Origin of the sequence: Thiohalorhabdus sp. (genome assembly GCF_046545655.1) — a bacterium.
GTDB lineage: Bacteria > Pseudomonadota > Gammaproteobacteria > Thiohalorhabdales > Thiohalorhabdaceae > Thiohalorhabdus.
The window spans coordinates 1-24,738 of record NZ_JBKGZG010000011.1 but is presented as its reverse complement, the minus strand read 5'-3'; the positions used below and the strand labels follow the sequence as shown (position 1 = coordinate 24,738).

General features: G+C 70.5%; 28 protein-coding genes. 20 read left to right on the top strand and 8 right to left on the bottom strand.

The genetic code is table 11. The annotated features are described in order from the left end of the window. Window positions 1–77 precede the first annotated feature (77 nt). Window positions 78–2,294: a PAS domain S-box protein gene (locus tag ACLFRB_RS04120; RefSeq protein ID WP_411067737.1), complete on the bottom strand. Its 2,217-nt coding sequence runs from the start codon at window positions 2,292–2,294 to the stop codon at window positions 78–80. Window positions 2,295–2,899: 605 nt separating this feature from the next. Here ACLFRB_RS04120 and ACLFRB_RS04115 point away from each other — a divergent pair. Together ACLFRB_RS04115 and ACLFRB_RS04110 are read left to right on the top strand one after the other, a co-directional pair. After that, on the top strand, window positions 2,900–3,316 hold the full coding sequence (locus ACLFRB_RS04115) for a hypothetical protein (RefSeq protein WP_411067736.1): 417 nt from the start codon (window positions 2,900–2,902) through the stop codon (window positions 3,314–3,316). A 150-nt stretch (window positions 3,317–3,466) separates the two neighbouring features. Further along, window positions 3,467–6,121: a molybdopterin cofactor-binding domain-containing protein gene (locus ACLFRB_RS04110; protein ID WP_411067735.1), complete on the top strand. Its 2,655-nt coding sequence runs from the start codon at window positions 3,467–3,469 to the stop codon at window positions 6,119–6,121. Here ACLFRB_RS04110 and ACLFRB_RS04105 read toward each other — a convergent pair. Both ACLFRB_RS04105 and ACLFRB_RS04100 read right to left on the bottom strand, forming a co-directional pair. Beyond that, window positions 6,045–6,335, bottom strand: a complete 291-nt coding sequence (locus ACLFRB_RS04105) for a transcriptional regulator (protein WP_411067734.1) — start codon at window positions 6,333–6,335, stop codon at window positions 6,045–6,047. The two genes, ACLFRB_RS04110 and ACLFRB_RS04105, sit on opposite strands and share 77 nt — an antisense overlap. A gap of 23 nt (window positions 6,336–6,358) precedes the next feature. Next, window positions 6,359–6,706: a TraR/DksA family transcriptional regulator gene (locus ACLFRB_RS04100; RefSeq protein WP_411067733.1), complete on the bottom strand. Its 348-nt coding sequence runs from the start codon at window positions 6,704–6,706 to the stop codon at window positions 6,359–6,361. A gap of 162 nt (window positions 6,707–6,868) precedes the next feature. Here ACLFRB_RS04100 and ACLFRB_RS04095 point away from each other — a divergent pair, with 162 nt between their 5' ends. The 3 genes from ACLFRB_RS04095 to ACLFRB_RS04085 all read left to right on the top strand — a co-directional run bounded on the left by ACLFRB_RS04095 (window position 6,869) and on the right by ACLFRB_RS04085 (window position 8,411). Then, window positions 6,869–7,369 (top strand): DsrE family protein, encoded by a 501-nt coding sequence (locus ACLFRB_RS04095; protein ID WP_411067732.1) that lies wholly within the window; start codon window positions 6,869–6,871, stop codon window positions 7,367–7,369. 114 nt (window positions 7,370–7,483) lie between these two features. Beyond that, the gene (locus ACLFRB_RS04090) at window positions 7,484–8,071 is read left to right on the top strand and encodes a flavodoxin domain-containing protein (RefSeq protein ID WP_411067731.1); all 588 of its coding nucleotides are present in this window, start codon (window positions 7,484–7,486) and stop codon (window positions 8,069–8,071) included. A 145-nt stretch (window positions 8,072–8,216) separates the two neighbouring features. Next, complete coding sequence (locus ACLFRB_RS04085) at window positions 8,217–8,411, top strand: hypothetical protein (RefSeq protein ID WP_411067730.1); 195 nt, start codon at window positions 8,217–8,219, stop codon at window positions 8,409–8,411. Between the two features lie 11 nt (window positions 8,412–8,422). Here the strand turns inward: ACLFRB_RS04085 and ACLFRB_RS04080 are convergent, their stop codons facing one another. Further along, the gene (locus tag ACLFRB_RS04080; protein WP_411067729.1) at window positions 8,423–9,109 is read right to left on the bottom strand and encodes a zinc metallopeptidase; all 687 of its coding nucleotides are present in this window, start codon (window positions 9,107–9,109) and stop codon (window positions 8,423–8,425) included. A gap of 97 nt (window positions 9,110–9,206) precedes the next feature. Here ACLFRB_RS04080 and gpmA point away from each other — a divergent pair, with 97 nt between their 5' ends. From gpmA to ACLFRB_RS04060, 4 genes are all read left to right on the top strand, one after another. Then, on the top strand, window positions 9,207–9,917 hold the full coding sequence (gene gpmA, locus ACLFRB_RS04075) for a 2,3-diphosphoglycerate-dependent phosphoglycerate mutase (RefSeq protein ID WP_411067728.1): 711 nt from the start codon (window positions 9,207–9,209) through the stop codon (window positions 9,915–9,917). A 75-nt stretch (window positions 9,918–9,992) separates the two neighbouring features. Continuing rightward, entirely contained in the window at window positions 9,993–10,346 is a 354-nt protein-coding gene (arsC, locus tag ACLFRB_RS04070) for an arsenate reductase (glutaredoxin) (protein WP_411067727.1), read from the top strand. Between the two features lie 305 nt (window positions 10,347–10,651). Further along, window positions 10,652–10,948, top strand: coding sequence for a hypothetical protein (locus ACLFRB_RS04065; protein WP_411067726.1), 297 nt, complete (start codon window positions 10,652–10,654; stop codon window positions 10,946–10,948). A 79-nt stretch (window positions 10,949–11,027) separates the two neighbouring features. Next, on the top strand, window positions 11,028–11,702 hold the full coding sequence (locus ACLFRB_RS04060) for an LON peptidase substrate-binding domain-containing protein (protein ID WP_411067725.1): 675 nt from the start codon (window positions 11,028–11,030) through the stop codon (window positions 11,700–11,702). Between the two features lie 16 nt (window positions 11,703–11,718). On the opposite strand, the gene ACLFRB_RS04055 is transcribed toward ACLFRB_RS04060, so the two are convergent. Together ACLFRB_RS04055 and ACLFRB_RS04050 are read right to left on the bottom strand one after the other, a co-directional pair. Then, window positions 11,719–12,273 (bottom strand): hypothetical protein, encoded by a 555-nt coding sequence (locus tag ACLFRB_RS04055; RefSeq protein ID WP_411067724.1) that lies wholly within the window; start codon window positions 12,271–12,273, stop codon window positions 11,719–11,721. 112 nt (window positions 12,274–12,385) lie between these two features. Further along, window positions 12,386–13,159, bottom strand: coding sequence for a phosphatase PAP2 family protein (locus ACLFRB_RS04050; RefSeq protein ID WP_411067723.1), 774 nt, complete (start codon window positions 13,157–13,159; stop codon window positions 12,386–12,388). A gap of 231 nt (window positions 13,160–13,390) precedes the next feature. Here ACLFRB_RS04050 and icd point away from each other — a divergent pair, with 231 nt between their 5' ends. The 7 genes from icd (at window position 13,391) to ACLFRB_RS04015 (ending at window position 20,627) form a co-directional block, all read left to right on the top strand. Beyond that, window positions 13,391–14,686, top strand: coding sequence for an NADP-dependent isocitrate dehydrogenase (gene icd, locus ACLFRB_RS04045; protein ID WP_411067722.1), 1,296 nt, complete (start codon window positions 13,391–13,393; stop codon window positions 14,684–14,686). 22 nt (window positions 14,687–14,708) lie between these two features. Continuing rightward, window positions 14,709–15,359: a hypothetical protein gene (locus ACLFRB_RS04040; RefSeq protein WP_411067721.1), complete on the top strand. Its 651-nt coding sequence runs from the start codon at window positions 14,709–14,711 to the stop codon at window positions 15,357–15,359. 12 nt (window positions 15,360–15,371) lie between these two features. Then, entirely contained in the window at window positions 15,372–16,313 is a 942-nt protein-coding gene (gene mdh / locus ACLFRB_RS04035; protein ID WP_411067720.1) for a malate dehydrogenase, read from the top strand. 18 nt (window positions 16,314–16,331) lie between these two features. Beyond that, entirely contained in the window at window positions 16,332–17,501 is a 1,170-nt protein-coding gene (sucC, locus tag ACLFRB_RS04030; protein ID WP_411067719.1) for an ADP-forming succinate--CoA ligase subunit beta, read from the top strand. After that, on the top strand, window positions 17,498–18,376 hold the full coding sequence (gene sucD, locus ACLFRB_RS04025) for a succinate--CoA ligase subunit alpha (RefSeq protein ID WP_411067718.1): 879 nt from the start codon (window positions 17,498–17,500) through the stop codon (window positions 18,374–18,376). Before sucC ends, sucD begins: the two co-directional genes overlap by 4 nt. Window positions 18,377–18,529: 153 nt before the next feature. Next, a complete protein-coding gene (locus ACLFRB_RS04020; RefSeq protein WP_411067717.1) occupies window positions 18,530–20,170 on the top strand; it encodes an NAD+ synthase in 1,641 nt (546 codons plus the stop codon). Between the two features lie 118 nt (window positions 20,171–20,288). Next, on the top strand, window positions 20,289–20,627 hold the full coding sequence (locus ACLFRB_RS04015; RefSeq protein ID WP_411067716.1) for a P-II family nitrogen regulator: 339 nt from the start codon (window positions 20,289–20,291) through the stop codon (window positions 20,625–20,627). 138 nt (window positions 20,628–20,765) lie between these two features. Here ACLFRB_RS04015 and ACLFRB_RS04010 read toward each other — a convergent pair whose 3' ends face one another. Continuing rightward, window positions 20,766–21,284: a nitroreductase family protein gene (locus ACLFRB_RS04010; RefSeq protein WP_411067715.1), complete on the bottom strand. Its 519-nt coding sequence runs from the start codon at window positions 21,282–21,284 to the stop codon at window positions 20,766–20,768. Between the two features lie 34 nt (window positions 21,285–21,318). Next, the gene (locus tag ACLFRB_RS04005) at window positions 21,319–22,089 is read right to left on the bottom strand and encodes an outer membrane protein assembly factor BamD (RefSeq protein WP_411067714.1); all 771 of its coding nucleotides are present in this window, start codon (window positions 22,087–22,089) and stop codon (window positions 21,319–21,321) included. A 77-nt stretch (window positions 22,090–22,166) separates the two neighbouring features. Between ACLFRB_RS04005 and ACLFRB_RS04000 the strand changes: the two genes are divergently transcribed. Genes ACLFRB_RS04000 through ACLFRB_RS03985 form a run of 4 tightly spaced genes read left to right on the top strand, consistent with a single transcriptional unit; the run spans window position 22,167 to window position 24,623 of the window. After that, entirely contained in the window at window positions 22,167–23,156 is a 990-nt protein-coding gene (locus ACLFRB_RS04000; RefSeq protein ID WP_411067713.1) for an RluA family pseudouridine synthase, read from the top strand. Beyond that, window positions 23,153–23,899 (top strand): peptidoglycan editing factor PgeF, encoded by a 747-nt coding sequence (gene pgeF / locus ACLFRB_RS03995; protein WP_411067712.1) that lies wholly within the window; start codon window positions 23,153–23,155, stop codon window positions 23,897–23,899. Before ACLFRB_RS04000 ends, pgeF begins: the two co-directional genes overlap by 4 nt. A 47-nt stretch (window positions 23,900–23,946) precedes the next feature. Beyond that, a complete protein-coding gene (gene crcB, locus ACLFRB_RS03990) occupies window positions 23,947–24,321 on the top strand; it encodes a fluoride efflux transporter CrcB (RefSeq protein ID WP_411067711.1) in 375 nt (124 codons plus the stop codon). Beyond that, entirely contained in the window at window positions 24,318–24,623 is a 306-nt protein-coding gene (locus ACLFRB_RS03985) for a DUF190 domain-containing protein (RefSeq protein ID WP_411067710.1), read from the top strand. Before crcB ends, ACLFRB_RS03985 begins: the two co-directional genes overlap by 4 nt. The last annotated feature ends 115 nt before the right edge of the window (window positions 24,624–24,738 follow it).

The following is a 24,738-nucleotide window of genomic DNA, read 5'->3' as shown; positions in this document are numbered from 1 at the left end:
GGGATCTACAGGGTTGGACAAACCGGGCCGTCCCGGGACACGTTCGGGGGCCTTGGGGTCGGTAGGTTGTCGGTGGGCTACGCGGCCGCGGGCAGGGCGATGCGGAAGGTGGCGCCCGGTCTGTCGGGGTGGTTCCAGGCGTCCAGCCGGCCGCCGTGGCTCTGGACGATGGACTTGACGATCCAGAGGCCCAGGCCCAGCCCTTTCTCCTTGGTGGTGAAGAAGGGCTCCAGGGCCTCCAGGTCGAGGCCGTCGGGCAGCCCCGTGCCGTGGTCGATGACGCGGATCTCCGCCCCTTCCTCGGTCCTCCGGGTGCGCAGGATCAAGGGTCCGGGGCTTTCGGGGTTCCGCTCCCGGCAGGATTCGATCCCGTTGCGGGCCAGGTTGAAGACGGCCTCCTGCAGCTGGATGCCGTCCGCCTTCACCGGGGGCAGGTCCTCGTCGAGGTCCAGCTCAATGGGGGGCACCTTCCCCGAGTGGCCGGTGCAGATGAAGGGCACCAGCTCCCGGATGAGGGGATTGACCTCCAGGGGCCGGAGGTCGGGGGCCTGACCCTTCAGGAAACTGCGGATGTGGGTCAGGATTCCCGAGGCCTTCTGGGCCTCGCTCCCCATTCCCTCCAGGAGCTCCTGGATCTGGGAGGGCATGGCGCTCTTCTGGGCGAGCAGCTGGGTGCCGGCGGTGGCGTAGTTGCTCAGGGCCGTGAGCGGCTGGTTGAGCTGATGGCTGAGGACGGAGACCAGCTCCCCCATGGAGATCAGACGGCTCACGCGGTTCAGCTGCTCCAGGTAGTGCTTCTCCCGGGCCTCGGCCTCCTTCTCCCCGGCGATGTCCACCCCCACCGCGGAAAGCCGCTCCACCTGCCCATCGGATTCGGGGTGGGCCAGCACCGTCATCAGGAAGGGCCGCTCGCGCCCCGTCCGGTCCAGCAGGGAGACCTCGCCGGTCCAGGACCCGTCCTCGCGGGCCGTGGGGACGGCCTGCCGCTGCAGGATCTCATGGGCCGTGTGGTCCCCGGCGAGGGCGCTGACCGGGGTGGTCCCGGGCTGGTAGTCGCCCAGCGTCTCCCGGGCGAAGCGGTTCTGATAGAGCACCTTGAAATCGGTGCTGCAGAGCATCACGGGCCCGGGGAAGGCCTCCAGGATGTCGGCGACCCGTTGCAGGGAGCGTTCCGTCTCCTTGAGGTGGGTAATATCGGTGACGAAGGCCACCGAGTACCGCGGGGCGCCTTCCGGGTCATAGGAGGTGCTCACGTTCGCCACCACCGGAACCCGATCCCCCGCCTGGGTGAGGAGGCTGATCTCGTACCGCCGGGTTTGCGCCTCCCGGCGCCGGGTGGCCTCCTCCCAGAAGGCGGGACGATCCGCCGGCTCGATCCATTCGTCGGGGCGGGTGCCCAGGAGCTCCTCCCGGGAGCGCCCCAGCATCTCGCACAGGGCGCCGTTCACCTCCACGGTCTCCAGGGACTCGAAGTCGCCCATCCACAGACCCTCGGGGGAGGCCTCCAGGATCTCCCGGAGCTGATGCTCGCTGGTACGGAGGCGCCGCTCGGTGTGGTGGAGTTCGGTTACGTCCCGGCATACCCCGATCACGCCGTGCAGATGACCGTCGGTATCCCGGTAGGGGAGCTTGAGGATCTGCAGCAGGGTCCATTCGCCCGAGTCCCGTTGCAGCCAGCGCTCGGTGACGTAGGGGCGCTCCTCCGTGAGCACCTTGCGGTCGGTGGCGGTGCAGTGCTCCACGAGCTCCGGAGGGACCACCTCCCGGTCCCGGACGCCCAGCACCTCGTCGTGGTCCCTGCCCAGCCGCCGCAGGAACTCCGCGTTGAAGGTTTCGTACACCCCCTGGCGATCCTTCAGGAAGACCGCGTCGGGAAAATGCTCCACCAGGGATTCCCGGAAGCCGCGCGCGGCGGTCAGCTCCGTCTCGGCGGAGACGTCCTGCAGGGCGATGTGGACCCGGGTGCCCTCCCCGGTCTCCAGGGCCGTGCCCCGCAGCTCAAGGACCCGAGCCGGGGGGATCCGGGCGCGCAGCGAGGCCGACCACTCCCGGGTGAGTCGGTCCAGGAACTCGGCCAGGTCGTCCTCGGGCTCCGGAAAGAGGTCGGCCAGCGGGACGCCTTCCAGGTCCTCGCCGGGCCCCTGCAGGAGGTCGCAGGCGGCGGGGCTGGCCCGGAGCACGGTGCCTTGTTCCGGGTCGACCAGGACCTGGGGAAAGGGGGCGTGGCGGAAAAGCTGGTCGAAAAGGGAGGCCCCTGGCGAAGAATGGGGCTCGTCCCCACTAGCGCTCTCCATTGTTCTCCCCTTTATTGCTGCGCACCCATTGGCCGCCGTGCCGGCCGGCCGCCTCTGGCCAGGGCGGACCCACGAGGCCTCCCCAGGCTGGCATCGAGGCCCATGCCCTCCTTATAGCCTGTTATCCAATCGATTGAAACACCAAACCCCCGGTTGAACAGCGGGGCAAGGGGCGCGTCGGGGCGGTGGGGGGCTTTGTATGGCACCGGAATCCTCCGGTTCCTTCCGGGCTCGAGGTGGGGCCGGCCCCCTCCTTCGTAACCGGTGATTCGAGGGATGCGAGACTCCTCCCTTCAGCTTACCCGCAAGGACCGCCCCCCCTTCAATGATCGTGTCCAGGTTCCCGAGCCGTGGGCTAGGCCCGGGGGGGGGGGATCTTCCTTCGGCACCCCGGCTGTCGCCTCACGTCCTGGGAGGATTCCCTTACGCATTCAGGGATCTGCCGTACACGGGGCGTGCGGGGCGTCGCCGTCCGGCGCCAGTGCGCCCGGAGAGCATCCAGGTCCCTCGGGGCCTTCTCCAGGGGATTCAGCCCAATAGCGGGTTGGTCCGCCTTTTGCTCTACCCGTCCCGAGTGCAAACCCTAGCTCGGGAGGTTCGGTGCCATGCGCACGATTTTCGCATTTCTGGTCAGTCCATTGGCGGGCGTTACCGTGTTCTTCATGGTCTGGCTGGTCTCGGGCATGGCCCTGGATTGGGCCGACGGGGGCGGAAGCTCTCTGGCCCCCGAGGATCCGGTACCGGCCTGGGCGCTGGGGGCCTATCCCGTGGTCCTGCTGCTGAGTGTTCCCCTGTTTCTGGAGGTCCGGGCCGCGATCGGCTGGACCTTCTGGAGCCTGTTCGTGGCGGCGGTGGCCGTCTATCCCTCTGTGCTGTTGCTGCTCGGCTACGCGGGAGTGGAGTTCCACAGCCTTATGCGGGGATGGCCCGATTGGCTGGGGGTGGTGGTGGCGGCCCTGGTGCACGCGGAGCTGTTCCTGGGGATCGTCCATTCCCGGGAGAAGCGGTATTTCTGCCGGTGAGGCCCGGTCCGGCTCGGGGCGCGCCCCTGCCTCCTGGCCCGGACCGGACCGGTCCCGCCCTCGCCGTCCCGTGCGAGGGGCCCGCCCGGACTGACCCCGGCCCCCACCGGTGCCAAGGTGGGGGGAGCAACCGCCGCTCCGGGGGACGTCATGATCGAGCTGACCGTCAATGGCCGGCCGTGCCGCGTGGAGGCCGGGGATAACCGAGCCCTCCTCTGGGCCCTGCGCCACGACCTGGGGCTGAAGGGCACCAAGTACGGCTGCGGGGTGGGGGTGTGCGGGGCCTGCGTGGTTCAGTTGGACGGTGCCGCGGTGCATGCCTGCACCACCTCCCTCGCCGAGGCCCGGGGCCGCGCGGTAACCACCATCGAGGGGCTGGCGGCGGATCCCGACCACCCGGTGCTCCGCGCCTGGCTGGAGGAGCAGGTGCCCCAATGCGGCTTCTGCCAGCCGGCCCAGGAGATGGCGGCCGCCGCCCTGCTGGCCCGGCGTCCCGAGCCCACGGAAGGCGAGGTGGATACGGCCCTGGGGCCGGTGCTCTGCCGCTGCGGCACCTACCTCCGCATCCGGCGGGCCGTGCACCGCGCGGCGCGCCACCTCCGGGAGGGCGTTTCCGCGCCCTCCGGCCAAGGCCCCCTTTTGCGGGGTCCGGGGTCGGCCCCGGACCCCGGGGTGGTCCTGAACCCGTGGGTGCGCGTTCACGAGGACGACACGGTGGCCCTGACCGTCGGATGCGCGGAGATGGGGCAGGGGGCCCTCACCGGGCAGGCCCTGCTGCTGGCGGAGGAGCTGGAGGTGGACCCCGCCCAGGTGCGGGTGAAGCTGGCCCCGGCCCACCCCGACTACACCAACCCCCTCCTGGGCCGGCAGGTCACCGGCGGCAGCACCTCCGTCCGCGGGGCCTGGGGCCCCCTGCGGCGGGCCGGCGCCGCGGCGCGGGAGGTCCTGGTGCGCGCGGCGGCGGAGCGGTGGGAGGTGGCCCCCAACCGCTGCCGGGCCGAGTCGGGCGGGGTCCTCCATCCCCATACCGGGCGCCGGCTCGGGTACGGCGAGCTCGCGCACCGCGCCGTCCGGCTGCACGCGCCCCGGAACCCCGTCCTCAAGTCCCCGGAGCGGTTCCGCCTGGTGGGCCGTTCCATCCCCCGTTTCGATGCCCCCGACATGGTGACCGGCCGCACGGTCTACGGTCAGGACGTGGACCTTCCGGGCATGCGGGTGGCGGTGGTGCGGCGCAGCCCCACCCACGGCGGGCGGCTGCGGGGCTACGACGTTGCCGATGCGGCCGGGGTGCCGGGCTTCCATCGGGCCGTGCCCCTGGACCATGGAGTGGCCGTGGTGGCCGCCGATTTCCCCGCCGCCGAGGCCGCCCGGGACCGTCTCCGCGTGGATTGGGATCCCGGCCCGATGGCCGGGCTGGGGAGCACGGCGGTCCACCGACGCCTTCGGGAGGGACTGGAGCGGCCCGGGGAGGCCCGGGCCCCCCTGGGCCGGGCTGAGGAGGCCCTGCGGGTGGCCTCCCGGGTGGTGGAGGCGGATTACGCCACCCCGTACCTCGCCCACATGCCGCTGGAGCCCATGAACTGCACCGCGCGGGTGGAGGGGGAGCGCTGCGAGGTGTGGGTGGGCACCCAGGCCCCGGGGGATGCCCGGGAGGCGGCCGCGGAGGCGGCGGGCCTGCCCCCGGAGCGGGTCCAGGTGCACAGCCTCTTCCTGGGGGGTGGCTTCGGCCGGCGGCTGCAGACGGACTTCGTGCGCGAGGCGGTGGCGGTGGCCCGGCACGTGGACGGTCCAGTGCAGGTGCTGTGGACCCGGGCCGACGATACCCGCCACGATTTCTACCGCCCGGGGCATGCCGCCCGCCTGCGCGCCGCCCTGGACGACGAAGACCGGCTGGAGGCGTGGTGGATGCGCCTCGCCGGCCCCCGCATGGCGCTCGGGGGGATCTCGGTACCCTACGACCTGCACCACTACCGCGAGGAGCGAGTGGAGGCGGACCCCGGGATCCCCACGGGACCCTGGCGGTCCGTGGAGGCCTCCAACAATGCCTTCGCCCTCGAATCCTTCCTGGACGAGCTGGCCGCCGCGGCGGGCCAGGACCCTCTGACCTTTCGCCTCGACCACCTGACGGAAGCCCCCCGCCACCGCGCGGTGCTGGAGGAGGCGGCTCAGCGGGCCGGCTGGGGCCGGGCGGCGGCGGGCCGCCACCAGGGGCTGGCGGTGTACCGCTCCTTCGGCAGCATCGTGGCCGAGGTGGTGGAGCTGGCCGTTGACGCCGCCGACCGGGCGACGGTGTACCGGGTGACCGTCGCCATCGACTGCGGCCGGGCGGTGCAGCCGGACGGCATTCGGGCGCAGATGGAGGGCGCCGTGGCCTTCGCCCTCTCCGCTGCCCTCCGCGGCGGGATCACCTTCGCCGACGGCGCCACGGTGGAGGCCACCTACGCGGACCAGCCCATCCTCACCCTGCCCGAGATGCCGGCGGTGGAGGTGGCCATCCTCGAGGGCGGCGGCGATCTGGGCGGCGTGGGCGAGCCCGGGGTGCCGCCTCTGGCCCCGGCGGCCGCCAACGCGGTGTGCGCGGCCACGGGCCGGCGCATCCGGGACCTGCCGCTTGTGGACGGGGAAGGGCGCCTGCGGAAGGACGGGCAGTGCCCGGCCCGGGATGCCGAATCGGAGGACCCCGCGGCGGGCCGTTTCGGCCCGCTGAGAGGGAAGCCGCAAGCCGGGATCAGGCCTTTTCGATCTTTACGCGCGGCTCCTGGATCCAGGTCCCCCGGCAGCGGGGGCACTTGCCGGGCTTGGTGAGCTTGTCGGCGTCGAAGGTGAAGCCGCATTTGCGGCAGGTGGCCGGAAGGATCACCAGCCGGCAGGCCTCGTTGCGCAGGCTCTGGCGCAGGTGCTCCAGTTCCCCGGCCAGCTCCCCGGCCAGATCCCGCGGCCGCAGTCCCGTGGTCCGGGCCAGCTCGCCGACCCCCATGGGGTTGTCCCGCAGCATCGGGATCAGGTCCTTGCGAAACACGGCCGGGGCTCCTGGGCGGGGGCTCAATCCTCGCCGCTGGCGCAGTCGATGCAGAGGGTGACCGAGGGGTCCGCCTCCAGGCGGCCCACCCCGATGGGCTCCTCGCAACGGACGCAGTAGCCGTAGTCTCCGGACTCCATCCGCTGCAGGGCCCCGCGGATGCGCTGCTTCTCCAGCTGCGCGCGCCGGTTGCTCTCCTGGGCCATGGCCTGTTGCTGGAGGGCGTCCATGCGTGTCAGCCGTCCGGTGCGGGCCTGGTCCAGGTCCACGGTCCGGGAGGCCTCCGTGCGGGCCTCATGGCCGGCCTCCAGCTCGGCCAGGCGGGCGCGCAGCCGTTCCCGCAGGGCGTCGATGTCGAGATCCTTGCGCATCCTGCCAGGATACAACGCGAGCGTGGGCTCCGCCTACGGCCCTCCGCGCCTTGGGGGCCCATGCTCGTCGTCCGCGCGGTGTCCGGGTGTTTCCTTTCCTGGACCGAGCAATTCCGGTATGAATGCGCCGAACACACATTCGGTTTTCTACAGGAGGACACGATGCGGACATTGGTTCGGGCGCTTCTGGCGGGGATCCTGGTCCTGGCCGTGCCGGCCGCCGGGGCGGCGGACTTCGATGACGCCGCCGCCCTGGAGGGGGTGGAAGAGGGCAAGGGGGTCTTCCTCGTCGACATCGGGAACCCGGAAAAGCTGGGCCTCTACCTCAACCTGATTCCGAATACCTACCGGAGCCTGGAGGAGCAGGGAGTGGAGCCGGATTTCGTCCTTACCTTCATCGGCCCCTCCGTGCAGTTCCTTACCGAGGAGGATCCCGACAGCCTGGAGGCCCTGGAGCACGCGGAGGCCCTGGAGAAGGTCCGCGAGGGCATCGACAAGCTGCGCTCCCTGGACAACGTCCGCCTGGAGGTGTGCAACGTGGCGCTCGAGGTCACCGACACCGACGCCGACCGCCTCCTTTCCGGCCTGGAGGTGGTGGGGGATGGCTTCGTCTCCGTGATCGGCTACCAGGAGCAGGGCTACCACCTCGTGCCCGTTTATTGACCTGTACGGGTATCCCCGCATGCCTCCCCCGCTCAACCTCTGCTAATGGTTTTCCCAGGGCCTCCGAAAAGCCCCGGTTGCCAGGGAACAGGGTTCGAGGCGGGGGAGGGCGGCATGCGCATCCTGATCGTGTACGGCACCGGCGAGGGACAGACCCGCAAGATCGCCGAGACGCTCGGCGGGCAGATCCGGCGCGCCGACCACCATGTGGAGGTGCACCGGGGGGACCAGCTCCCCGAGGGCCTGTCCCCGGCCGCCTGTGACGGTGTCCTGGTGGGCGCCTCCCTCCATGCCGGCCACCACCAGGCCTACATTCGGCGTTTCATCCGCCGGCATCTCTCGGACCTGCGCGCCGTCCCCTCCGCCTTCTACTCGGTGAGCGGGTCGGCGGCCAGCTCCGACCCCGCCGCCCAGGCCCAGATCCGTGAGCTGGTGGAGGTCTTCCTCGCCGAGGAGGGCTGGCAGCCGGACCGGTGGGCCACCTTCGCCGGGGCCATCCCCTATACCCGGTACGGAAGCCTCAAGCGCTGGGTGATGCGGCGCATCATCGCCCGGGCCGGCGGCCCCACCGACACCAGCCGGGACTGGGAGCTCACGGACTGGGAGGAGGTGGCCCGTTTCGGAGCGGGCTTCCTGGAGCTGGTGGAAGGGAAGGTCCCGTCGACGGTCCGCCGGCCCGTGGGCCAGGAGCTTCTGTCCTGAGACGTCCGGAGCCGGTTCCCTAGGCGCCCTCCCCTATACCCGGAACTCCCCCCTCGGGCGCATTCTCTCAATGAATGAAGCCCTGGAAGGACCCTCCACCCCTACGTGGGGTGCTCGGCCGTCCGGCAACCATAGGGGAAGGACCATGAAAGAACGCAGCAGGATGCCCCGCTATGCCTACCTGGGGTCCATCGGGGTCGCTCTGGTCTCCGCCATTGCCATCCCCGTGTATATGTCCCGCCGGTCGAGGCGGGCGCAGAAGGGCCTCTTCCTGCGCCGGAAGGGGCACCACCACTTCAACCGGAAGGGCCAGCTGCGGCGGGGGCACCTCTTCCACTGAGACCGTCAACCTCAGCGGCGCAGCATGCGCAGCCAGTACCAGAGGTTGAGCATGCCCGACAGGGAGGCGGCCACGTAGGTGAGGGCGGCCGCCGACAGGATGCGCCGGGCGGGCTTGCGGTCCTCCGCGGGAAGATAGCCGCCCTGCTCGAGGACCGGGAGCGCGCGCCGGAAGCTGGCGTCCAGCTCCACCGGCAGGGTGATCAGGTGCACCACCGCCGCGGCGCCCACGCTGATCAACCCCGCCAGCAGGGGCAGCAGCAGCCCCGAGGGCGAGCGGCTGACGAGCACGAACAGGGGAGCGGCCATCACCACCACCGAGCCCGTGCGCTGCAGCCCCTGGGCGAGCCGAACCAGTCGGCCGCGCAGGTGGAGGGGGCGGTACCCGGCCTGGTCCTGGAGGGCGTGCCCCACCTCATGCGCCGCCACGGCCACCGCGGTGAGCGAACGGCCGTGGTAGTGGTCGGGGAGCAGGGCCACCACCTTGCGCTCGGGGTCGTAGTGGTCCCCCTGGTCGGCCATCTCCACCCGCACGTCCGCCAGGCCCAGGCGGTCCAGCAGGTGGGCCGCCAGCTCCCCGCCGGTCCCCGGGTAGTCGGGCCGATCCCGGCCATATCGGGCCATGACGCTCCGCACCCAGAGCTGGGGGCCGAAAAGCAGGGCGAGCAGGAGCAGCGCAGCTAGGATCGGGAGAAGCATTGGGTCCGCCCCGGGAATTGGCTAGAGTCTCCGGATTATAGGACACGCGTGGGCGGCCGGGGTGCCCGTACCGCCCGAGCCAGGGAGGCCCAGCCCGATGCCCTACCTCGCCCTGATCCGCCACGGCGAGAGCCAGTGGAACCTGGAGAACCGATTTACCGGCTGGACGGATGTGGACCTCTCCGAGAAAGGGGTGCAGCAATCCCGGGAGGCCGGCCGCCGCCTGCACGGGGCCGGCTATACCTTCGACCTCGCCTTCACCTCCTACCTGCGGCGGGCCATCCGCACTCTCTGGCTGGTCCAAGACCACCTGGACCGGATGTGGATCCCGGATTTCAAGGACTGGCGCCTCAACGAGCGCCACTACGGAGCCCTGCAGGGCGAGAACAAGGCGGCCTTCGAGCGGCTCTACGGGGCCGAGCAGCTCCACCAGTGGCGGCGCTCCTACGGGGTGCGGCCCCCGCTGCTCGAGCCCGATGATCCCCGCCATGCCCGGTTCGAGGCCAAGTACGCCCACCTGGATGCCGATCAGATCCCCGCCGCCGAATCCCTGGCCGACACCGTCCACCGGGTGCTTCCCTGCTGGCGGGAGCGGATCCGGCCGCGCCTGCTCGCCGGCGACGACGTGCTGGTGGCCGCCCACGGCAACAGCCTGCGGGGTCTGGTGAAGTACCTGGAGGGCATCTCCGACGAGGACATCCCGCACCTGAACATCCCCCTGGCCGTGCCGCGCATCTACGAGCTCGCCGGGGACGGGGGCATCCGGCGCCGCTTCTACCTGCGTCCCGAGGGCGAGGAGGCGGTCTGAGATGGGCGGGGCCGTTCGGGGGGGCGGACCGGAATGCTATAGTCCCGGACACCGGAGATCGGCCAGGGAGATGCCATGACGGACACAACCATCTACCACAACCCCCGCTGCAGCAAGAGCCGGCAGACCCTGGAGCTCCTCAGGGAGGAGGGGATGGAGCCGCTGGTGGTCGACTACCAGAAGACCCCGCCGGCGGCGGAGGAGCTGGACCGGATCTGCACCATGCTGGGGAAGGGGCCCCTGGAAATCACCCGGACCCAGGAGAAGCTCTTCAAGGAGCTCGGGCTGTCCAAGCAGGACGACCGCTCCCGCGAGGAGTGGCTCCGGATTCTCACCGAGAACCCCAAGCTCATCGAGCGCCCCATCGTGGTCCACGGGGAGCGCGCGGCCATCGGACGCCCGCCGGAGAGCGTCCGGGCGATTCTCTAGCGGCCGGGGCCCGGAACGGGCGTCAGCCGATGAGGTTGGCGACGATGATCAGGGCGAGGGCGATGCCGATGAGGCCGCCCAGGACGGCGGCCAGGTTCTTGACCATCTGGCGGTCCTCGGAATGCATCATGGCAGCTTCTCCCCGGTGCGGTGGCAGGGGCTGCGGGTCGCGCGGCTCCGGCGGGAAAGTGCGGCCCTCCCCTGAAGATTCTTATTTAATGCAACAATAGCAGTTCCCTCGGATGGGTGGGGGCCGCGAGGCTCAAGTCGCACCTTCCAGGGTAGGAAATTCGCAGGGAGGAAGCATGGATCTCGATGCCTTCAAGGCCACCCTGGCGGACGAAAATCCCCCGGAGGGGGTGGGGCGCCCCTTGCAGGCTCTCTGGTGGGATGCCCAGGGCGACTGGGAGGGCGCCCACCGGCTGGCCCAGGCCGAGCCCAACCGCGACGGGGCCTGGGTCCACGCCTACCTGCACCGCAAGGAGGGCGACCTCGGTAACGCCCAGTACTGGTACAGCCGGGCGGCCCGGACCATGTCCAGCGAATCCCTGGACCGGGAATGGGAGGAGATCGCCGCCGCCCTGCTGAGTGGGCGCGGCTAGCTGCCCGGCCTGCCCGGATCCCGGACCGGGGGCGGGAATGGACCGTTCCGGGCCCGCCTCCCCCCCAGCGAGGATGACCATGAGCACGCGGGGCCCCTATTCCCATGTCGACGCCCTGCCGGAGGTGGTCCCGGTCTTCCCCCTGACCGGGGTGATCCTGCTGCCGGGCGTGCGGCTCCCCCTCAATGTTTTCGAGCCCCGCTACCTGGCCATGGTGGACGCCGCCCTGGCCGGGGACCGGGTGATCGGCATGATCCAGCCCGCCGTCAACGGGGCGGAGGAGGATACCCCCGACCCCGACCTGTCGCGGGTGGGCTGCCTGGGCCGCCTCAGCGCCTTCAGCGAGACCGAGGATGGGCGCTACCTCATCACCCTGACCGGAGTGTGCCGCTTCGCCGTGGCGGAGGAGGCGGAGGTGGGCACGCCGTTCCGCCAAGTCCGCCCGGACTGGGCCCACTACGCCGGGGACCTGGATGCCGCCCCGGAGCCGGATCTGGATCGGCGGCGCCTGTTCGGCGCCCTGGAGGCCTACCTGGAGCGGAAATCCCTGGAGGTGGACTGGGAATCCCTGGAGGGTGCGGGGGCCGAGGCCCTGGTCAACACCCTGGCGGTGATGCTGCCCCTGGGCGCGCGGGAGAAGCAGGGGCTGGTCCTGGCGGAGACCCTCAACCAGCGGGCGCAGCTGCTGCTCACCCTGCTGGAGATGGACCGCGCGCGGGGCGGCGGGGACGACCCGGAGGCCCCCCTGCAGTAGGGCCTTCCGGGCGCGGCTACTGCCGTTCCAGCCGGGCCAGCTCCTCCAGGATGCCGTCCACCAGCTGGCGGCCCTGCTCCCCCATGCCGCGGGTGAGTCGGCCGCGGTCCCGCTCGCCGTTGATCATGGGGCGGATGATGGCGGAGAGGCGGGTCATGTCGCCGCCGGCCTGGTGCATCTGTTCGGCCATCTGCGCCGCCCACTGCAGGGCCTCGCTCTGCCCCGTCCCCGCGGCGTGGATGATGGAGGCCAGGCCGCTGGCGGCCATGGCGGGGTCGGCCCCCGCCTGCGGGTCGGGCAGGGCGGAAGGATCCTGGATGCCCCCGAGGATGGCTTCCACCACCACCCGGTCCTCGTCATCCAGGCCGTACAGGAGGTCCTCGCCGCGGGCGCCGTCGAGGATGCGGCGGATGGCCACCACGAGCTGGACCCAGCCGTTGTTCTCCGCCTGCTCCAGAACCTCCTCCAGATCCGGCACCTGGCTGCGGTCGTGGCAGGCCAGGACGACGCGGTGGATCAGACCGGCGTGGGCGCGAACGATCTGCTCCTCGCGCTCGGGAAGCGTGACCATCTGGCTCTCCTGTGGTTTATGGGCGGAGCTCCGGTCGGCCCGGACCTGATGCCTGCCGCCGGGTGTGAGGCGGCTGGGGCCAGCGGGACCCATGGGGCGAATTGACGCCTTTTCAAGGGGACTCCCGGAAGAACTGCCAAAAGCCCGCCTCCATCGAAAGCCCGAGCCCGCCACCGAGGACCAGGACGGCACCACCTTGCAGGGTAAGCAGCTGGCGGCGGGGGAGGCGGTCCCAGTGCTCGGTTCGCAGGATGTCCCTTTTGCCAATGCTGAGAGAAAAGGCCAATTCGGCGCACAGCACGCCCACCAGGACGTCCACCAGGTAATGATATTTGAGGGTGACGGTGGCGAGGCTCATGAGCAGAACCCAGAAGAGATACCACCGCCGCCATTCTGGCTTGGTATGCTGCCAGATGGCCCGGTAATAAAACCAGCCGGCGGCCACATGCAAGGAAGGGGCGGCGTTCCAAAAGGGTACAAGCTGGGAGAAGGCTGTCTCGGCCCCGCTCCAAACCCGCAGGCCTTCCTCGAAGCCGGTGTGGAGGAGGTGCTCGATGCTGTTCGGGAAGAGGAGAAAGGCGCCGTAGGCAAGTCCCCACAACAGAATGGTTCCCCCGAAGAAGCGCCTGAGCATCGGGAGATCCCGCCCGTAAAACCGTACCACCATCCCCGCGGTGATGAAGTGCATCAGGTACCAGAGCAGGTAGAAAGGCAGGAACAGGTCAGTATGCGGGATGGCCGCGTCCAGGGGGGTCATCAGGGATTCCCCGAAGTCGATGCCGGAGCGCTGAGCGAGGTGGCCGACGACGTAGTAATAGAAAGCCCAGAGGGTGGCTGCGGTGGTGAGGAGGGTAAGCTCCAGGTAATCCAGGCGTCTTGTTGTCATGCAACCCTGTCCTCCCTGTGGGGGTAAGGCAACTCCCGTAAATGGACAAGCGGGATCAGCCCATGTTCGATGCGGGAAAGTCTGGTTGCCTAACGGTTCGCTCAAATTGCACCTAGTGGCCGTTCGAGGTAGCCTCTTTTCCCTGATTGCCGCGCGAATACAGCCGCCGCCCCGGGGTAGCCCACGCCGGGGCGGCGGGTCATGGTGAAAGCAGACGGGGTGCGAGGCTCGATGGCGTACGACAAGATCCAGGTACCGGAAGACGGCGAACCCATTACCCGGGGCGGGGACGGGCAGTGGAACGTCCCCGACCGGCCCATCCTGCCCTACATCGAGGGTGACGGCATCGGCGCGGACATCACGCCGGCCATGCGGGAGGTGGTGGACGGGGCCGTGGAGCGAGCCTACGGCGGCCAGCGGCGGATCCGCTGGATGGAGATCTTCGCTGGCGAGAAGGCGGTGGCCACCTACGGCAACAACACCTGGCTGCCCGACGAGACCCTGCAGGCCCTCCGCGACTATCGCGTCGCCATCAAGGGCCCCCTGACCACCCCGGTGGGCGGCGGTTTCCGCAGCCTGAATGTCACCCTGCGCCAGGAGCTCGACCTCTACGTCTGCCTGCGCCCGGTGCGCTACTTCAACGGCACCCCCTCGCCGCTGAAGAAGCCCGAGACGGTGGACATGGTCATCTTTCGCGAGAACTCCGAGGACATCTACGCCGGCATCGAATGGCCGGCGGGCTCCCCGGACGCGCGCAAGCTGATCAAGTTCCTGCGCGAGGAGATGGGGGTCAAGAGCATCCGCTTCCCCGAGACCTCCGGCATCGGCATCAAGCCCGTGTCCGAGGAGGGCACCAAGCGGCTGGTGCGCAAGGCCATCGAGTACGCCCTGGACAACAACCGCCAGTCGGTGACCCTGGTGCACAAGGGCAACATCATGAAGTTCACCGAGGGCGCCTTCAAACAGTGGGGCTACGAGGTGGCGGAGGAGGAGTTCGGCGACCGCACCTTCACCTGGCGGGAGTACGAGGCCATCCGCGACCGGGACGGCGCCGAGGCCGCCGACGCCGCCTGGGACGCCGCCGAGGAGGAAGGGCGCATCCTGATCAAGGACGCCATCGCCGACAATTTCCTGCAGCAGATCCTGCTGCGGCCGGCGGAGTACGACGTCATCGCCACCATGAACCTCAACGGCGACTACATCTCCGACGCCCTGGCGGCGGAGGTGGGGGGCATCGGCATCGCGCCGGGCGGCAACCTCTCCGACGACTACGCCATGTTCGAGGCGACCCACGGCACGGCCCCCAGCCACGCCGGCCAGGACAAGGCCAATCCCGGCTCGCTGATCCTGTCCGCCGAGATGATGCTGCGCTTTCTGGGCTGGACCGACGCCGCCGACCTGATCATCAAGGGCATGGAGGGGGCCATCTCCAACAAGACGGTTACCTACGACTTCGAGCGGCAGATGCCCGAGGCCACCCTGCTGTCCACCTCCGAGTTCGGCCGGGCGGTGGTGGACAACATGTAGCGGTTCCCGGACCGGAGCCCACATGGCGAAGGAGCTGCGCACCCGGGTGCTCGGCCGGCGCCTGCACCTCCGGCGCGTGACGGGCTGGGTGCGCGGTGGCGAGGGCGCCCCGGAGGGGGGCTTTTCGCTGGACACCGGCTCCCGCCACCTGCCGGTCCGGGCTCCCGATGCCGTCCCCCGGGAGGGCCAGCGCCTGACCCTGGTGGCGGCCTACCGCGGCGGTCGTCGCGCCTGGACCCTTTGGCACGACCCCGGTTCCGGGCACCATGGCTGGATGGACCGCCCCCTCGTCCTGGTCCGGCGCCTGGGCCTGGCCTGGCGCTTCGGAACCGTCGCGGACCTGGCGGTGGCGGCCGTCCTGGTCTGGACGGTGGCGGTACGGTCCCTGCGCTTTCCCGCCCTCTACGACGGGGCCGCCGCCCTGCTGGGGGAGGGGCCGGTGGAGGCGGTGCTGGGAGCGGTGTTCGGGCTCTTCCACGGGATCGATCGCCTCCTGGTGCGGCTCGAATGGATGAGGGCCTACGATCGGGTGTTCGACTACCCGGTCTGGCTGGGGGCGGGCGTGGTCCTGGCTTACGCCGCGGTCAAGCTCGCCCTGGTGGGTCTCTCCCTGCTATACGCCGCCCTGCGGCTCCGCCGCTCCGCTCGTCGGCTCGTCGGGGCGGCGCGCTAATGGAGCAAGCCGATGCATCTCCCCAAGATCGCCATGATCGGCGCCGGGCAGGTGGGGTCCACCGCCGCCCACCTGATCGCCAAGAAGGAGCTGGGCAACCTGGTGCTCCTGGACGTCGATGCCGGCATGGCCCAGGGCAAGGCGCTGGATATCGCCGAGGCGGGGCCGGTGGACGGCTTCGACGTGGCCGTCACCGGCACCGACAACTACGCCGAGATCGCCGGCTCGGAGGTGGTGGTGATCACCGCCGGCATGGCGCGCAAGCCGGGCATGGACCGCGCCGAGCTTTTGCGCAAGAACGTGGAGATCGTGGCCGGCATCGCCCGTGAGGTGGCCCGGCACGCCCCCGAGGCCTACGTCATCGTGGTCACCAACCCCCTCGACGCCATGGTGTGCACGGTGAAGGAGGTCACCGGCTTCCCCGCCCACCGCGTCATGGGCATGGCGGGGGTGCTGGACTCGGCGCGCATGCGCCGCTTCATCGCCGAGGAGCTGGGGGTCTCCGGCAAGGACGTTACCGCCATGGTGCTGGGCAGCCACGGCGACCGCATGGTGCCGGTGCGCGGCAGCTCCACGGTGGGCGGGATCCCCATCACCGAGCTGCTGCCCGCCGACCGGCTGGACGCCATCGTGGAGCGCACCCGCCACGGCGGCGGCGAGGTGGTGGAGCTGCTCAAGACCGGCTCCGCCTACTACGCCCCGGGGGCGAGCATTACCGAGATGGTGGAGTCCATCGTCCGCGACCAGCGCCGCATCCGGCCGGTTGCCGCCCACCTCCAAGGGGAGTACGGCGTGTCCGACCTCTACATCGGCGTGCCCGCGATCATCGGCGCCGGCGGCGTGGAGCGCGTCGTGGAGATCCGCCTCACCCAGGCGGAGCGGGAGCAGTTCGACGCCTCGGTGGAAGCGGTGCGCAACCTGATCGCCGAGGCCCGCGCGGCGAGACAGTCCTAGGAAAGGACCGACCCGGATATGCTGATCCACGAGTACCAAGCCAAGGCCATCCTGGAGGAGCACGGCGTGCCCGTGCCCGCAGGTCGGCCCGCATTCACCGTGGCGGAGGCGGTGGACGCCGCCGAGCACCTGGGCGGCGAGCGCTGGGCGGTGAAGGCCCAGATCCACGCCGGCGGCCGGGGCAAGGCGGGCGGCGTGCAGCTCGCCGATTCCCTGGAGGAGGTGCGCCAGCGCGCCGAGGGCCTGCTGGAGCGGACCCTGGTCACCGAGCAGACCGGCACCAAGGGGCGTCTGGTGCGGCGCCTGCTGGTGGAGAAGGCCTACGGCTTCACCCAGGAGTTCTACGTGGGCGCGGTGGTGGATCGCCACGTGGATTCCATCGTCTTCATGGCCTCCAGCGAGGGCGGGGTGGAGATCGAGGAGGTGGCCCGCACCAATCCGGAGAAGATCCTCAAGGTCACGGTGGACCCGGCGGTGGGTCTGCAGCCCTTCCAGGCCCGCAAGCTGGGCTTCGGCCTGGGCATGGACTGGCCGCAGGTGCGGCAGTTCACCAAGATCCTCATGGCCCTCTACCGCGCCTTCGTGGACAAGGACGCCTCCCTGGTGGAGCTCAATCCTCTGGTGGTCACCGACGAGGGCGACCTGCTGGCCCTGGACGCCAAGTTCAACCTCGACGACAACGGCCTGATCCGCCACAAGGACCTCACCGAGCTGCGCGATCCCAACGAGGAGGAGCCCAAGGAGCACGAGGCCACCGCGCACGGGCTCAACTACATCGCCCTGGAGGGCAACATCGGCTGCATGGTCAACGGCGCCGGCCTGGCCATGGCCACCATGGACATCATCAAGCTCTACGGGGGCGAGCCGGCCAACTTCCTGGACGTGGGCGGCGGCACCTCGGTGGAGCGGGTCACGGCGGCCTTCAAGATCCTGCTCTCCGACGCCAACGTGGAAGCCATCCTCATCAACATCTTCGGCGGCATCGTGCGCTGCGACGTCATCGCCGAGGGCATCCTCGCCGCGGCGCAGGAGGTGGAGCTCAACGTGCCGCTGGTGGTGCGCCTGGAGGGCACCAACGTGGAGCAGGGCCGCAAGCTGCTGGAGGACAGCGGCCTCGACCTCATTACCGCCACCACCCTGGCGGACGCGGCGGAGAAGGCGGTGACCGCCGGAAAGGGCGCGGCATGAGCATCCTGGTGGACAAGGACAGCAAGGTCATCTGCCAGGGCTTCACCGGCGAGCAGGGCACCTTCCATTCCCGGCAGGCCCTCGACTACGGCACCCGCATGGTAGGCGGCGTCACCCCCGGCAAGGGCGGCCAGACCCACCTGGATCTGCCGGTGTTCGACACGGTGGAGCAGGCCGTCAAGGAAACCGGGGCCACGGTGTCCATGCAGTACGTCCCCGCGGCCATGGCCGCCGACGCCGTCATGGAGGCGGCGGACGCCGGCATCGAGCTGGTGGTGACCATCACCGAGGGCATCCCGGTGCTCGACATGATGCGGGTGAAGGCCTACCTCAAGGGCCGCGGCACGCGCCTGATCGGGCCCAACTGCCCCGGCGTGATCACCCCCGGGCAGAGCAAGGTGGGCATCATGCCCGCGGCCATCCACACCCCGGGCGGCGTGGGGGTGGTGTCCCGCTCGGGCACGCTCACCTACGAGGCGGTCTACCAGACCACCCAGCTCGGCCTCGGCCAGTCCACCTGCGTGGGCATCGGCGGCGACCCCATCAGCGGCTCCGACTTCGTGGACATGCTGGCCCTGTTCGAGGCCGACCCGCAGACCGAGGCGGTGATCATGGTGGGGGAGATCGGCGGCACCGCCGAGGAGGAGGCCGCCGAGTACGTGCGCGACCGCATGACCAAGCCGGTGGTGGGCTACATCGCCGGCATGACCGCGCCGCCGGGCCGGCGCATGGGCCACGCCGGGGCGGTGATCTCCGGCGGCAAGGGCACGGCTGAGGAGAAGTTCGCCGCCATGGAGGCCGCCGGTATCGCCGTTGCCCGCTCCCCGGCGGAGATCGGGAAGCGGGCCCAGGAGGCCCTGGAGGGCACGGCCTAGGCCGGCTGGGACCCGTAGGAGGCCGCTTTAGCGGGCGATTGCTTGAGCCCGCTTGGATGCCGGAACCGGATCGCCCGCTAAAGCGGGCCCCTACGGGGGATGCTCCCAGGTCGCGGCGAGGACGCCGCTCCTACAATTGATTTTGTCGTCCGAATGGAGCCACCTGTGACCGACCGTCCCCTGCGCATCGCCCTGGCCCAGATCGACCCGGTGGTGGGCGATCTGGAGGGGAACGTGAACCGCATCCTGGGCGCCGTGGAGGGTGCCCGGGAGGCGGGGGCGGACCTGGTGGTGACCCCCGAGCTTGCCGTAACCGGCTACCCGCCCCAGGACCTGCTGCTGCGCCAGCAGTTCGTGGCGGATTGCGCGGCGGCCCTGGACCGTCTGCTGGGCCAGGTGCGGGACGTGGACCTGGTGGTGGGCCATCCCGAGCCCGCGGAGGAGGGGCTGTTCAACAGCGCCAGCTGGGTCCGGAACGGAGCGGTGGTGGCCCGCTACCGCAAGCGCCTGCTGCCCAACTACGGGGTCTTCGACGAGAAGCGCTACTTCCACACCGGCACCGCGCCCTGCGTGGTGGAGGTGGCCGGGGTGCCGGTGGGGGTCACCATCTGCGAGGACGCCTGGGCCAAGGACGGCCCCATGTCCGAGGCCGTCGACGCCGGGGCCCGCATCCTGGTGAACCTCAACGCCTCCCCCTACGACTACACCAAGCTGCACCTCCGGGAGCGGGAGATCGGGGACCGCGCCCGGGAGGTGGGCGTGCCCATCGCCTACGTGAACCTGGTGGGCGGCCAGGACGAGCTGGTGTTCGACGGCGCCTCCTTCGCGGTGGACGCCGGGGGGGACGTGGTGGACCGTGCCCCGTCCTTCGAGCCCGGGCTGCGGATCACCGAGTGGAACCGCACCGACCACGCTCTGCAGCCCGCCGCCCGGGCGTTGCTCCCCTCGGAGGGGCTGGAGGAGGGGGTCCATGGGGCCCTGACCACGGGCATCCGGGACTATGTGGACAAGAACGGCTTTCCCGGGGTGGTGGTGGGGCTGTCCGGGGGCATCGACTCCGCCCTCACCTTGTCGCTGGCGGTGGAGGCCCTGGGTCCGGAGCGGGTGGAGGCGGTGTTCATGCCCTCGCGCTACACCGCGGACATGTCCGGGGAGGATTCCCGCACGCTCGCCGCCAATCTGGGCATCCCCCTGCACGAGCTGCCCATCGACGGCATCCACCGGTCCTTTTTCGACACCCTGCAGCGGGAGTTCGGCGCCGAGCCCCACGGGGTCACCGCCGAGAACATCCAGGCCCGCGCCCGGGGCATCCTGCTCATGGCCATCTCCAACGAGAAGGGGCTCATGGTGCTCGCCACGGGCAACAAGAGCGAGATGTCCATGGGCTACGCCACCCTCTACGGGGACATGGTGGGCGGCTTTTCGGCCCTCAAGGACGTGCCCAAGACCCTGGTCTACCGGCTCGCCCGCCACATCAACCGGGAGGAGGAGGTGATACCCTGGCGCATCATCGAGCGCCCGCCCTCCGCCGAGCTGGCCCCCGACCAGAAGGATTCCGACACCCTGCCGCCCTACGAGGTGCTCGACGACATCCTCTACGCCTACGTGGAGGAGGACCTCTCCCCGGCGACCATCGCGGCGCGCGGCTACGACGAGGCCCTGGTGCGCCGGGTGCTGAACCGGGTGGAGAACAACGAGTACAAGCGGCGCCAGGCGCCGCCCGGGGTGCGCATCAGCCCGCGGGGCTTCGGAACCGACCGGCGCTACCCGATCACCAATAAGTACCGGTTCTAGCCGTGGTTTGGTAGGTTCCCCGTAAGCCCCCTGTGGCGGTCGGTGACCGTTCCCGGGGGTGGACAGGGTTCGGAGCTTGCGAAACCCGGCGGAAAGCTCCCAGAAAGGAAGCGGATCAATGAAGAAGATCGAGGCCATCATCAAGCCGTTCAAGCTCGACGATGTGCGCGAGGCGCTCTCGGAGATGGGCATCGCCGGACTGACGGTGACCGAGGTCAAGGGCTTCGGCCGCCAGAAGGGCCACACCGAGCTCTACCGCGGGGCGGAGTACGTGGTGGACTTCCTGCCCAAGGTGAAGATCGAGGTGGTGCTGGCGGACGATATGGTGGACCGGGCCATCGAGGCCATCATGGAGTCCGCCCGCAGCGGCAAGATCGGCGACGGCAAGATCTTCGTCAGCCCCGTGGAGCGGATCGTGCGCATCCGCACGGGCGAGGAGGACGAGCAGGCGATCTGAGGAGCCCCGGTGTATAGACGGAGGCCTTTGTAGGAGCCCGCTTCAGCGGGCGAGCCGCCGTTAGGCCTCCATGGCTGATGGGCAATCGCCCACGGAAGTGGGCTCCTGCAGGGGATGCAACCGGCGTAGACTGGCTCTTTACCGGTAGCTCACCAGCTCGTTGAGCTTCCGGCGCGGTGTGGGCTCCGGGATCTCGGCGGGATAGCCCAGGGCCAGCACCGCCACGGGCTGGAGGTGCTCCTCCAGCTCCAGCAGCGCACGCAGGGTGCCCGCCTCGAAGCCGCCCGCCCAGGCCGAGCCCAGCCCCTCGGCCACCGCCGCCAGCTGGATGTAGGTGGCGGCGATGGTGGCGTCCTGGAGGGCGAACAGCTCGCGGCCCCGCTTCCCGAAGCGGGCGGCGGAGCGCTCGGGGTCGGCGCAGACCACGATGTTGACGGGGGCCTCGGCCAGGAAGTCCTCTCCGGAATGTTCCGCCAGCCGGCCGCGCAGGTCGCCGTCCCGTACCACCACCAGGTGGTAGGCCTGCAGGTCGCCGGCGGAGGGCCCCGCCAGGGCCATCTCCAGGACGCCGTGCAGGGCCTCGGGCTCGATGGCCACGTCACTCTGATAGCGGCGGACGCTGTGGCGGTGGCGGACGGTCTGGAAGAAGTCCCACATGGTGCCGGGCGTCTCCTCGTTGGCCCCGGAGGGCTCAGTTTTCCTCGGCGCGTTCGCCGAAGCGATCGGCCACCATGGCCCGCGCCGCGGGAAGGTGGTCGCTGTCGGGATAGTTGTGGGCCAGGATGGCCAGGGTCTGCCGGGCCAGCTCCTCCAGGCGCAGCTCCGTGTAGCCGCGGGTCATCAGGTCCAGGGCCGGCTCCACCGCGGGGGTGGTGGGGTGCTCGGTCAGCACGGTGCGGGCCCGGTTGGCCGCCGCCAGGAAGGCCTCCCGGTCCATGTAGAAGCGGGCCACGTGCAGGTGGTGCTCGGCCAGGATCTCATGGGCCTTGCGGATGCGGGCGTGGGCGTCGGCCACGTACTCCGATTCCGGATGCTGCCGGATGAGCTGGGTCAGGGCCTCGATGGCCTTGCGGGCGGGCTCCGGGTCGCGGTCGGCCTTGCCGATCTTCTGGTATTCGGCGATGCCCTGGAGGTAGAGGGCGTAGTCCACGTGCGGGCTGCTGGGGTGCAGGCGGACGAAGCGCTCCGCCGCGTTGACCGCCGCCAGGGAGTCGCCCTTCAGGTAGTAGACGTAGGCGGTCATGATCTGTGCCTGGAGGGCCTCCCGGCTGTAGGGGTAGAGCGATTCCAGGCGCTGATAGCTGTCGACGGCCTGGGAGTAGAGGCCCTGCTCCATGGCCGTCCGGGCCTTTGCCAGGATCTCCTCGGGATCGTCGTCCTCCGCCACCTCTAGGGTGGTACAGCCGCCGACGAGGAGCGTTGCGGCGAGGAGGGCGAGCAGGATTCGTTTAAAACGGCGCATGGCGTACTCGTGCGACCTTGTGGGAAAGGGCGCCGCGGAGTGGCGGCGGAAGCGGCCAGTTTACGAGAATCCTTTACATGGAAAAAGTGGATACCCCTGAATTCCCGGAGCAGCCGGCTCGGTCCCCGCACCGGATCCAGCTGCCCTCGGCTTGGCGCGGGGAGCGCCTGGACCGGGCCCTCACCCGCCTGTTTGGCGGCCATTCCCGGGCTGAGATCCAGGACTGGCTGGCCAGTGGGCGGGTGGAGCTGGACGGCCGCCGCCCCGCCGCCAAGACCAAGGTGGTGGGGGGCGAGTGGGTGACGGTGGACCCCCCGGAGCCCGAGCCCGATACGGAGGAGTGGCTGGCCCGGCCGGTGCCGCTCGACATCCGCCACTGCGACGACGACCTGATCGTTTTGGCCAAGGGCCCGGGCCGGGTGGTCCATCCGGCGGTGGGCCACCACGAGGACACCCTGGTGAACGGCCTGCTGTACCGCTTCCCCGAGCTGGCGGAGGTGGAGCGCGCCGGGATCGTCCATCGCCTGGACCGGGACACCTCCGGCCTGCTGGTGGTGGCGCGCACTCCCCGCGCCCGGGAGCTCCTGGTGAAGCAGTTCCAGGCCCACGCCGTGGACCGGCGCTACCTGGCCGTGGTGCAGGGGGAGATCACCAGCGGCGGCCGGGTGGACGCGCCCCTGGGCCGCCACCCCCGCCACCGCACTAAGTTCGCCGTGGTGGAGGGTGGCAAGCGGGCGGTCACCCACTACCGGGTGGAGCGCCGCTTCCGGGGCGCCACCCGCATCGAGGCCCGGCTGGAGACCGGCCGCACCCACCAGGTCCGGGTGCACATGGCCCACATTGGCCATCCGGTGCTGGGGGACCCGCTGTACGGCGGCAGGCCGCGCCTTCCCGCCGGTCTGGACGAGGAGGGGCGGGCCGTGGTGGCCGCCTTCCGCCGCCAGGCCCTGCACGCCGGCCGCCTTACCCTCACCCACCCGGTCCGCGGGCAGGAGCTCACCTGGGAGGAGCCCCCACCCGCGGACCTGCAACGGCTCCTCACCGTTCTGGAGGACACCGCCCCATGACCACCGTCCCCGGTTTCGAGCCCCACTGGACCGCCCCCGGCAACGTGCGCACCTTCGTCACCACCCGCAGGGGCGGGGTCAGCCGGCCCCCGTACGACACCTTCAATCTGGCCGGGCACGTGGGCGACGACGCCAAGGCGGTGGCCGAGAACCGCCGGCGGCTGCGGGCGGGGCTGGGCCTCCCCGCCGAGCCCGCCTGGACCGCCCAGGTGCACGGCGCCCATTGCACCCGGGTCGGGCCGGAGGGGGCCGAGGACGCCGAGGCGGACGCCGGGATGGTGGCGGGGCCGGGGGCGGTGGCCGTGGTGCTTACCGCGGACTGCCTGCCGGTGGTGCTCGCCCGCGACGACGGCACCGCAGCAGCGGTGGCGCACGCCGGCTGGCGGGGCCTGGCCGGCGGCGTGGTGGAGGCGGCGGCCGAAGCCCTGGGGCCCGCCACCGACCTGCACGCCTACCTCGGCCCGGCCATCGGGCCGGAGGCCTTCGCGGTGGGGGAGGAGGTGCGCGCCGCCTTCGTGGACCAGGCGGAGGAGGACCAGCATGCCTTCCACGCCCATGGCGACCGCTGGCTCGCCAACCTGTACATCCTCGCCAGTCAGCGGCTGAAGCGCCTTGGCGTGGCCCCCCACCGCATCTCCGGGGGCGGTTTCTGCACCTTCTCCGACGCGGGACGCTTCTTCAGCCACCGCCGCGACGGCCAAACCGGCCGCATGGCCACCCTGGTCTGGCTGGAGGAGGCCTGACCCGGTCGGGGATCGCGAGGCAACGGCAACCGAGGAAAGGACAGCTTGTGGGCCAAACCCTGGCAATCGCCGCCGGCGGGGCAGTGGGCGCCCTGCTGCGCTATTGGGTGGTGACCGGCGTCCACGGCCTTTTGGGCACCGGCTTCCCCTACGGGACCCTGGCGGTGAACACCCTCGGCAGCCTGCTCATGGGCTTCCTGTCCGTGGTGCTGCTGGAGCGGGCGGGGATCGGCCCCGAGCTGCGGGCGGCCCTGCTGGTTGGCCTGCTGGGATCCTTCACCACCTTCTCGAGCTTCTCCATGGAGACCCTGAACCTCCTGGAAGGGGGCGCGCGCAGCAAGGCGGCGGCCAGCGTGGTCGCCAATCTGGCCTTCTGCCTCCTGGCCGTGTGGGCCGGGGTAACCGCGGGGCGCAAGCTATGAGCTACACCGACGTCACCATGGTGCGGATCTACCTTACCGAGGGCGACCGGCTCCTCGACCGGGTGCTGGGCCACCTCCACGACACCGAGCGGGTCATGGGGGTGACGGTCTTCCGGGGCACCGCCGGCTTCGGACGCTCCGGGAAGGTCCACGGGGCGGGCATCGTGGACATCGCCTTCGATCTGCCGCTGGTGGTGGAGTTCTTCGATACCCCGGAGCGGGTGGAGGAGGTGCTCGGCGGCATCGAGGGATGGCTTGGCCCTGGACATGTTGTGCAGTGGCCCGCCCGGGTGAATGCCTGAAGGGCCCGGGGGACGCCGCGAACGGTGACCCCCGGGTTGGCAGCGTACCTACCGCTTCATGGCCAGAGTGAGACCATCCGCCACCGGTAGCATGGCGAATTCCACCCGTTCATCG

Excerpts from the sequence above, each read along its gene's own strand:
- sucC (WP_411067719.1), top strand. The coding sequence starts at position 16,332 with ATGCTGATCCACGAGTACCAAGCCAAGGCCATCCTGGAGGAGCACGGC.
- ACLFRB_RS04000 (WP_411067713.1), top strand. The coding sequence starts at position 22,167 with ATGGAAAAAGTGGATACCCCTGAATTCCCGGAGCAGCCGGCTCGGTCC.
- ACLFRB_RS04085 (WP_411067730.1), top strand. The coding sequence starts at position 8,217 with ATGAAAGAACGCAGCAGGATGCCCCGCTATGCCTACCTGGGGTCCATC.
- ACLFRB_RS04015 (WP_411067716.1), top strand. The coding sequence starts at position 20,289 with ATGAAGAAGATCGAGGCCATCATCAAGCCGTTCAAGCTCGACGATGTG.
- ACLFRB_RS04040 (WP_411067721.1), top strand. The coding sequence starts at position 14,709 with ATGGCGAAGGAGCTGCGCACCCGGGTGCTCGGCCGGCGCCTGCACCTC.
- ACLFRB_RS04005 (WP_411067714.1), bottom strand. The coding sequence starts at position 22,089 with ATGCGCCGTTTTAAACGAATCCTGCTCGCCCTCCTCGCCGCAACGCTC.
- ACLFRB_RS04065 (WP_411067726.1), top strand. The coding sequence starts at position 10,652 with ATGGATCTCGATGCCTTCAAGGCCACCCTGGCGGACGAAAATCCCCCG.
- ACLFRB_RS04095 (WP_411067732.1), top strand. The coding sequence starts at position 6,869 with ATGCGGACATTGGTTCGGGCGCTTCTGGCGGGGATCCTGGTCCTGGCC.
- ACLFRB_RS04120 (WP_411067737.1), bottom strand. The coding sequence starts at position 2,294 with ATGGAGAGCGCTAGTGGGGACGAGCCCCATTCTTCGCCAGGGGCCTCC.
- ACLFRB_RS04050 (WP_411067723.1), bottom strand. The coding sequence starts at position 13,159 with ATGACAACAAGACGCCTGGATTACCTGGAGCTTACCCTCCTCACCACC.
- ACLFRB_RS04055 (WP_411067724.1), bottom strand. The coding sequence starts at position 12,273 with ATGGTCACGCTTCCCGAGCGCGAGGAGCAGATCGTTCGCGCCCACGCC.
- ACLFRB_RS04060 (WP_411067725.1), top strand. The coding sequence starts at position 11,028 with ATGAGCACGCGGGGCCCCTATTCCCATGTCGACGCCCTGCCGGAGGTG.
- ACLFRB_RS04100 (WP_411067733.1), bottom strand. The coding sequence starts at position 6,706 with ATGCGCAAGGATCTCGACATCGACGCCCTGCGGGAACGGCTGCGCGCC.
- ACLFRB_RS04010 (WP_411067715.1), bottom strand. The coding sequence starts at position 21,284 with ATGTGGGACTTCTTCCAGACCGTCCGCCACCGCCACAGCGTCCGCCGC.
- ACLFRB_RS04110 (WP_411067735.1), top strand. The coding sequence starts at position 3,467 with ATGATCGAGCTGACCGTCAATGGCCGGCCGTGCCGCGTGGAGGCCGGG.
- ACLFRB_RS04115 (WP_411067736.1), top strand. The coding sequence starts at position 2,900 with ATGCGCACGATTTTCGCATTTCTGGTCAGTCCATTGGCGGGCGTTACC.
- mdh (WP_411067720.1), top strand. The coding sequence starts at position 15,372 with ATGCATCTCCCCAAGATCGCCATGATCGGCGCCGGGCAGGTGGGGTCC.
- icd (WP_411067722.1), top strand. The coding sequence starts at position 13,391 with ATGGCGTACGACAAGATCCAGGTACCGGAAGACGGCGAACCCATTACC.
- ACLFRB_RS04020 (WP_411067717.1), top strand. The coding sequence starts at position 18,530 with ATGGAGCCACCTGTGACCGACCGTCCCCTGCGCATCGCCCTGGCCCAG.
- ACLFRB_RS04080 (WP_411067729.1), bottom strand. The coding sequence starts at position 9,109 with ATGCTTCTCCCGATCCTAGCTGCGCTGCTCCTGCTCGCCCTGCTTTTC.
- sucD (WP_411067718.1), top strand. The coding sequence starts at position 17,498 with ATGAGCATCCTGGTGGACAAGGACAGCAAGGTCATCTGCCAGGGCTTC.
- arsC (WP_411067727.1), top strand. The coding sequence starts at position 9,993 with ATGACGGACACAACCATCTACCACAACCCCCGCTGCAGCAAGAGCCGG.
- pgeF (WP_411067712.1), top strand. The coding sequence starts at position 23,153 with ATGACCACCGTCCCCGGTTTCGAGCCCCACTGGACCGCCCCCGGCAAC.
- ACLFRB_RS03985 (WP_411067710.1), top strand. The coding sequence starts at position 24,318 with ATGAGCTACACCGACGTCACCATGGTGCGGATCTACCTTACCGAGGGC.
- ACLFRB_RS04090 (WP_411067731.1), top strand. The coding sequence starts at position 7,484 with ATGCGCATCCTGATCGTGTACGGCACCGGCGAGGGACAGACCCGCAAG.
- gpmA (WP_411067728.1), top strand. The coding sequence starts at position 9,207 with ATGCCCTACCTCGCCCTGATCCGCCACGGCGAGAGCCAGTGGAACCTG.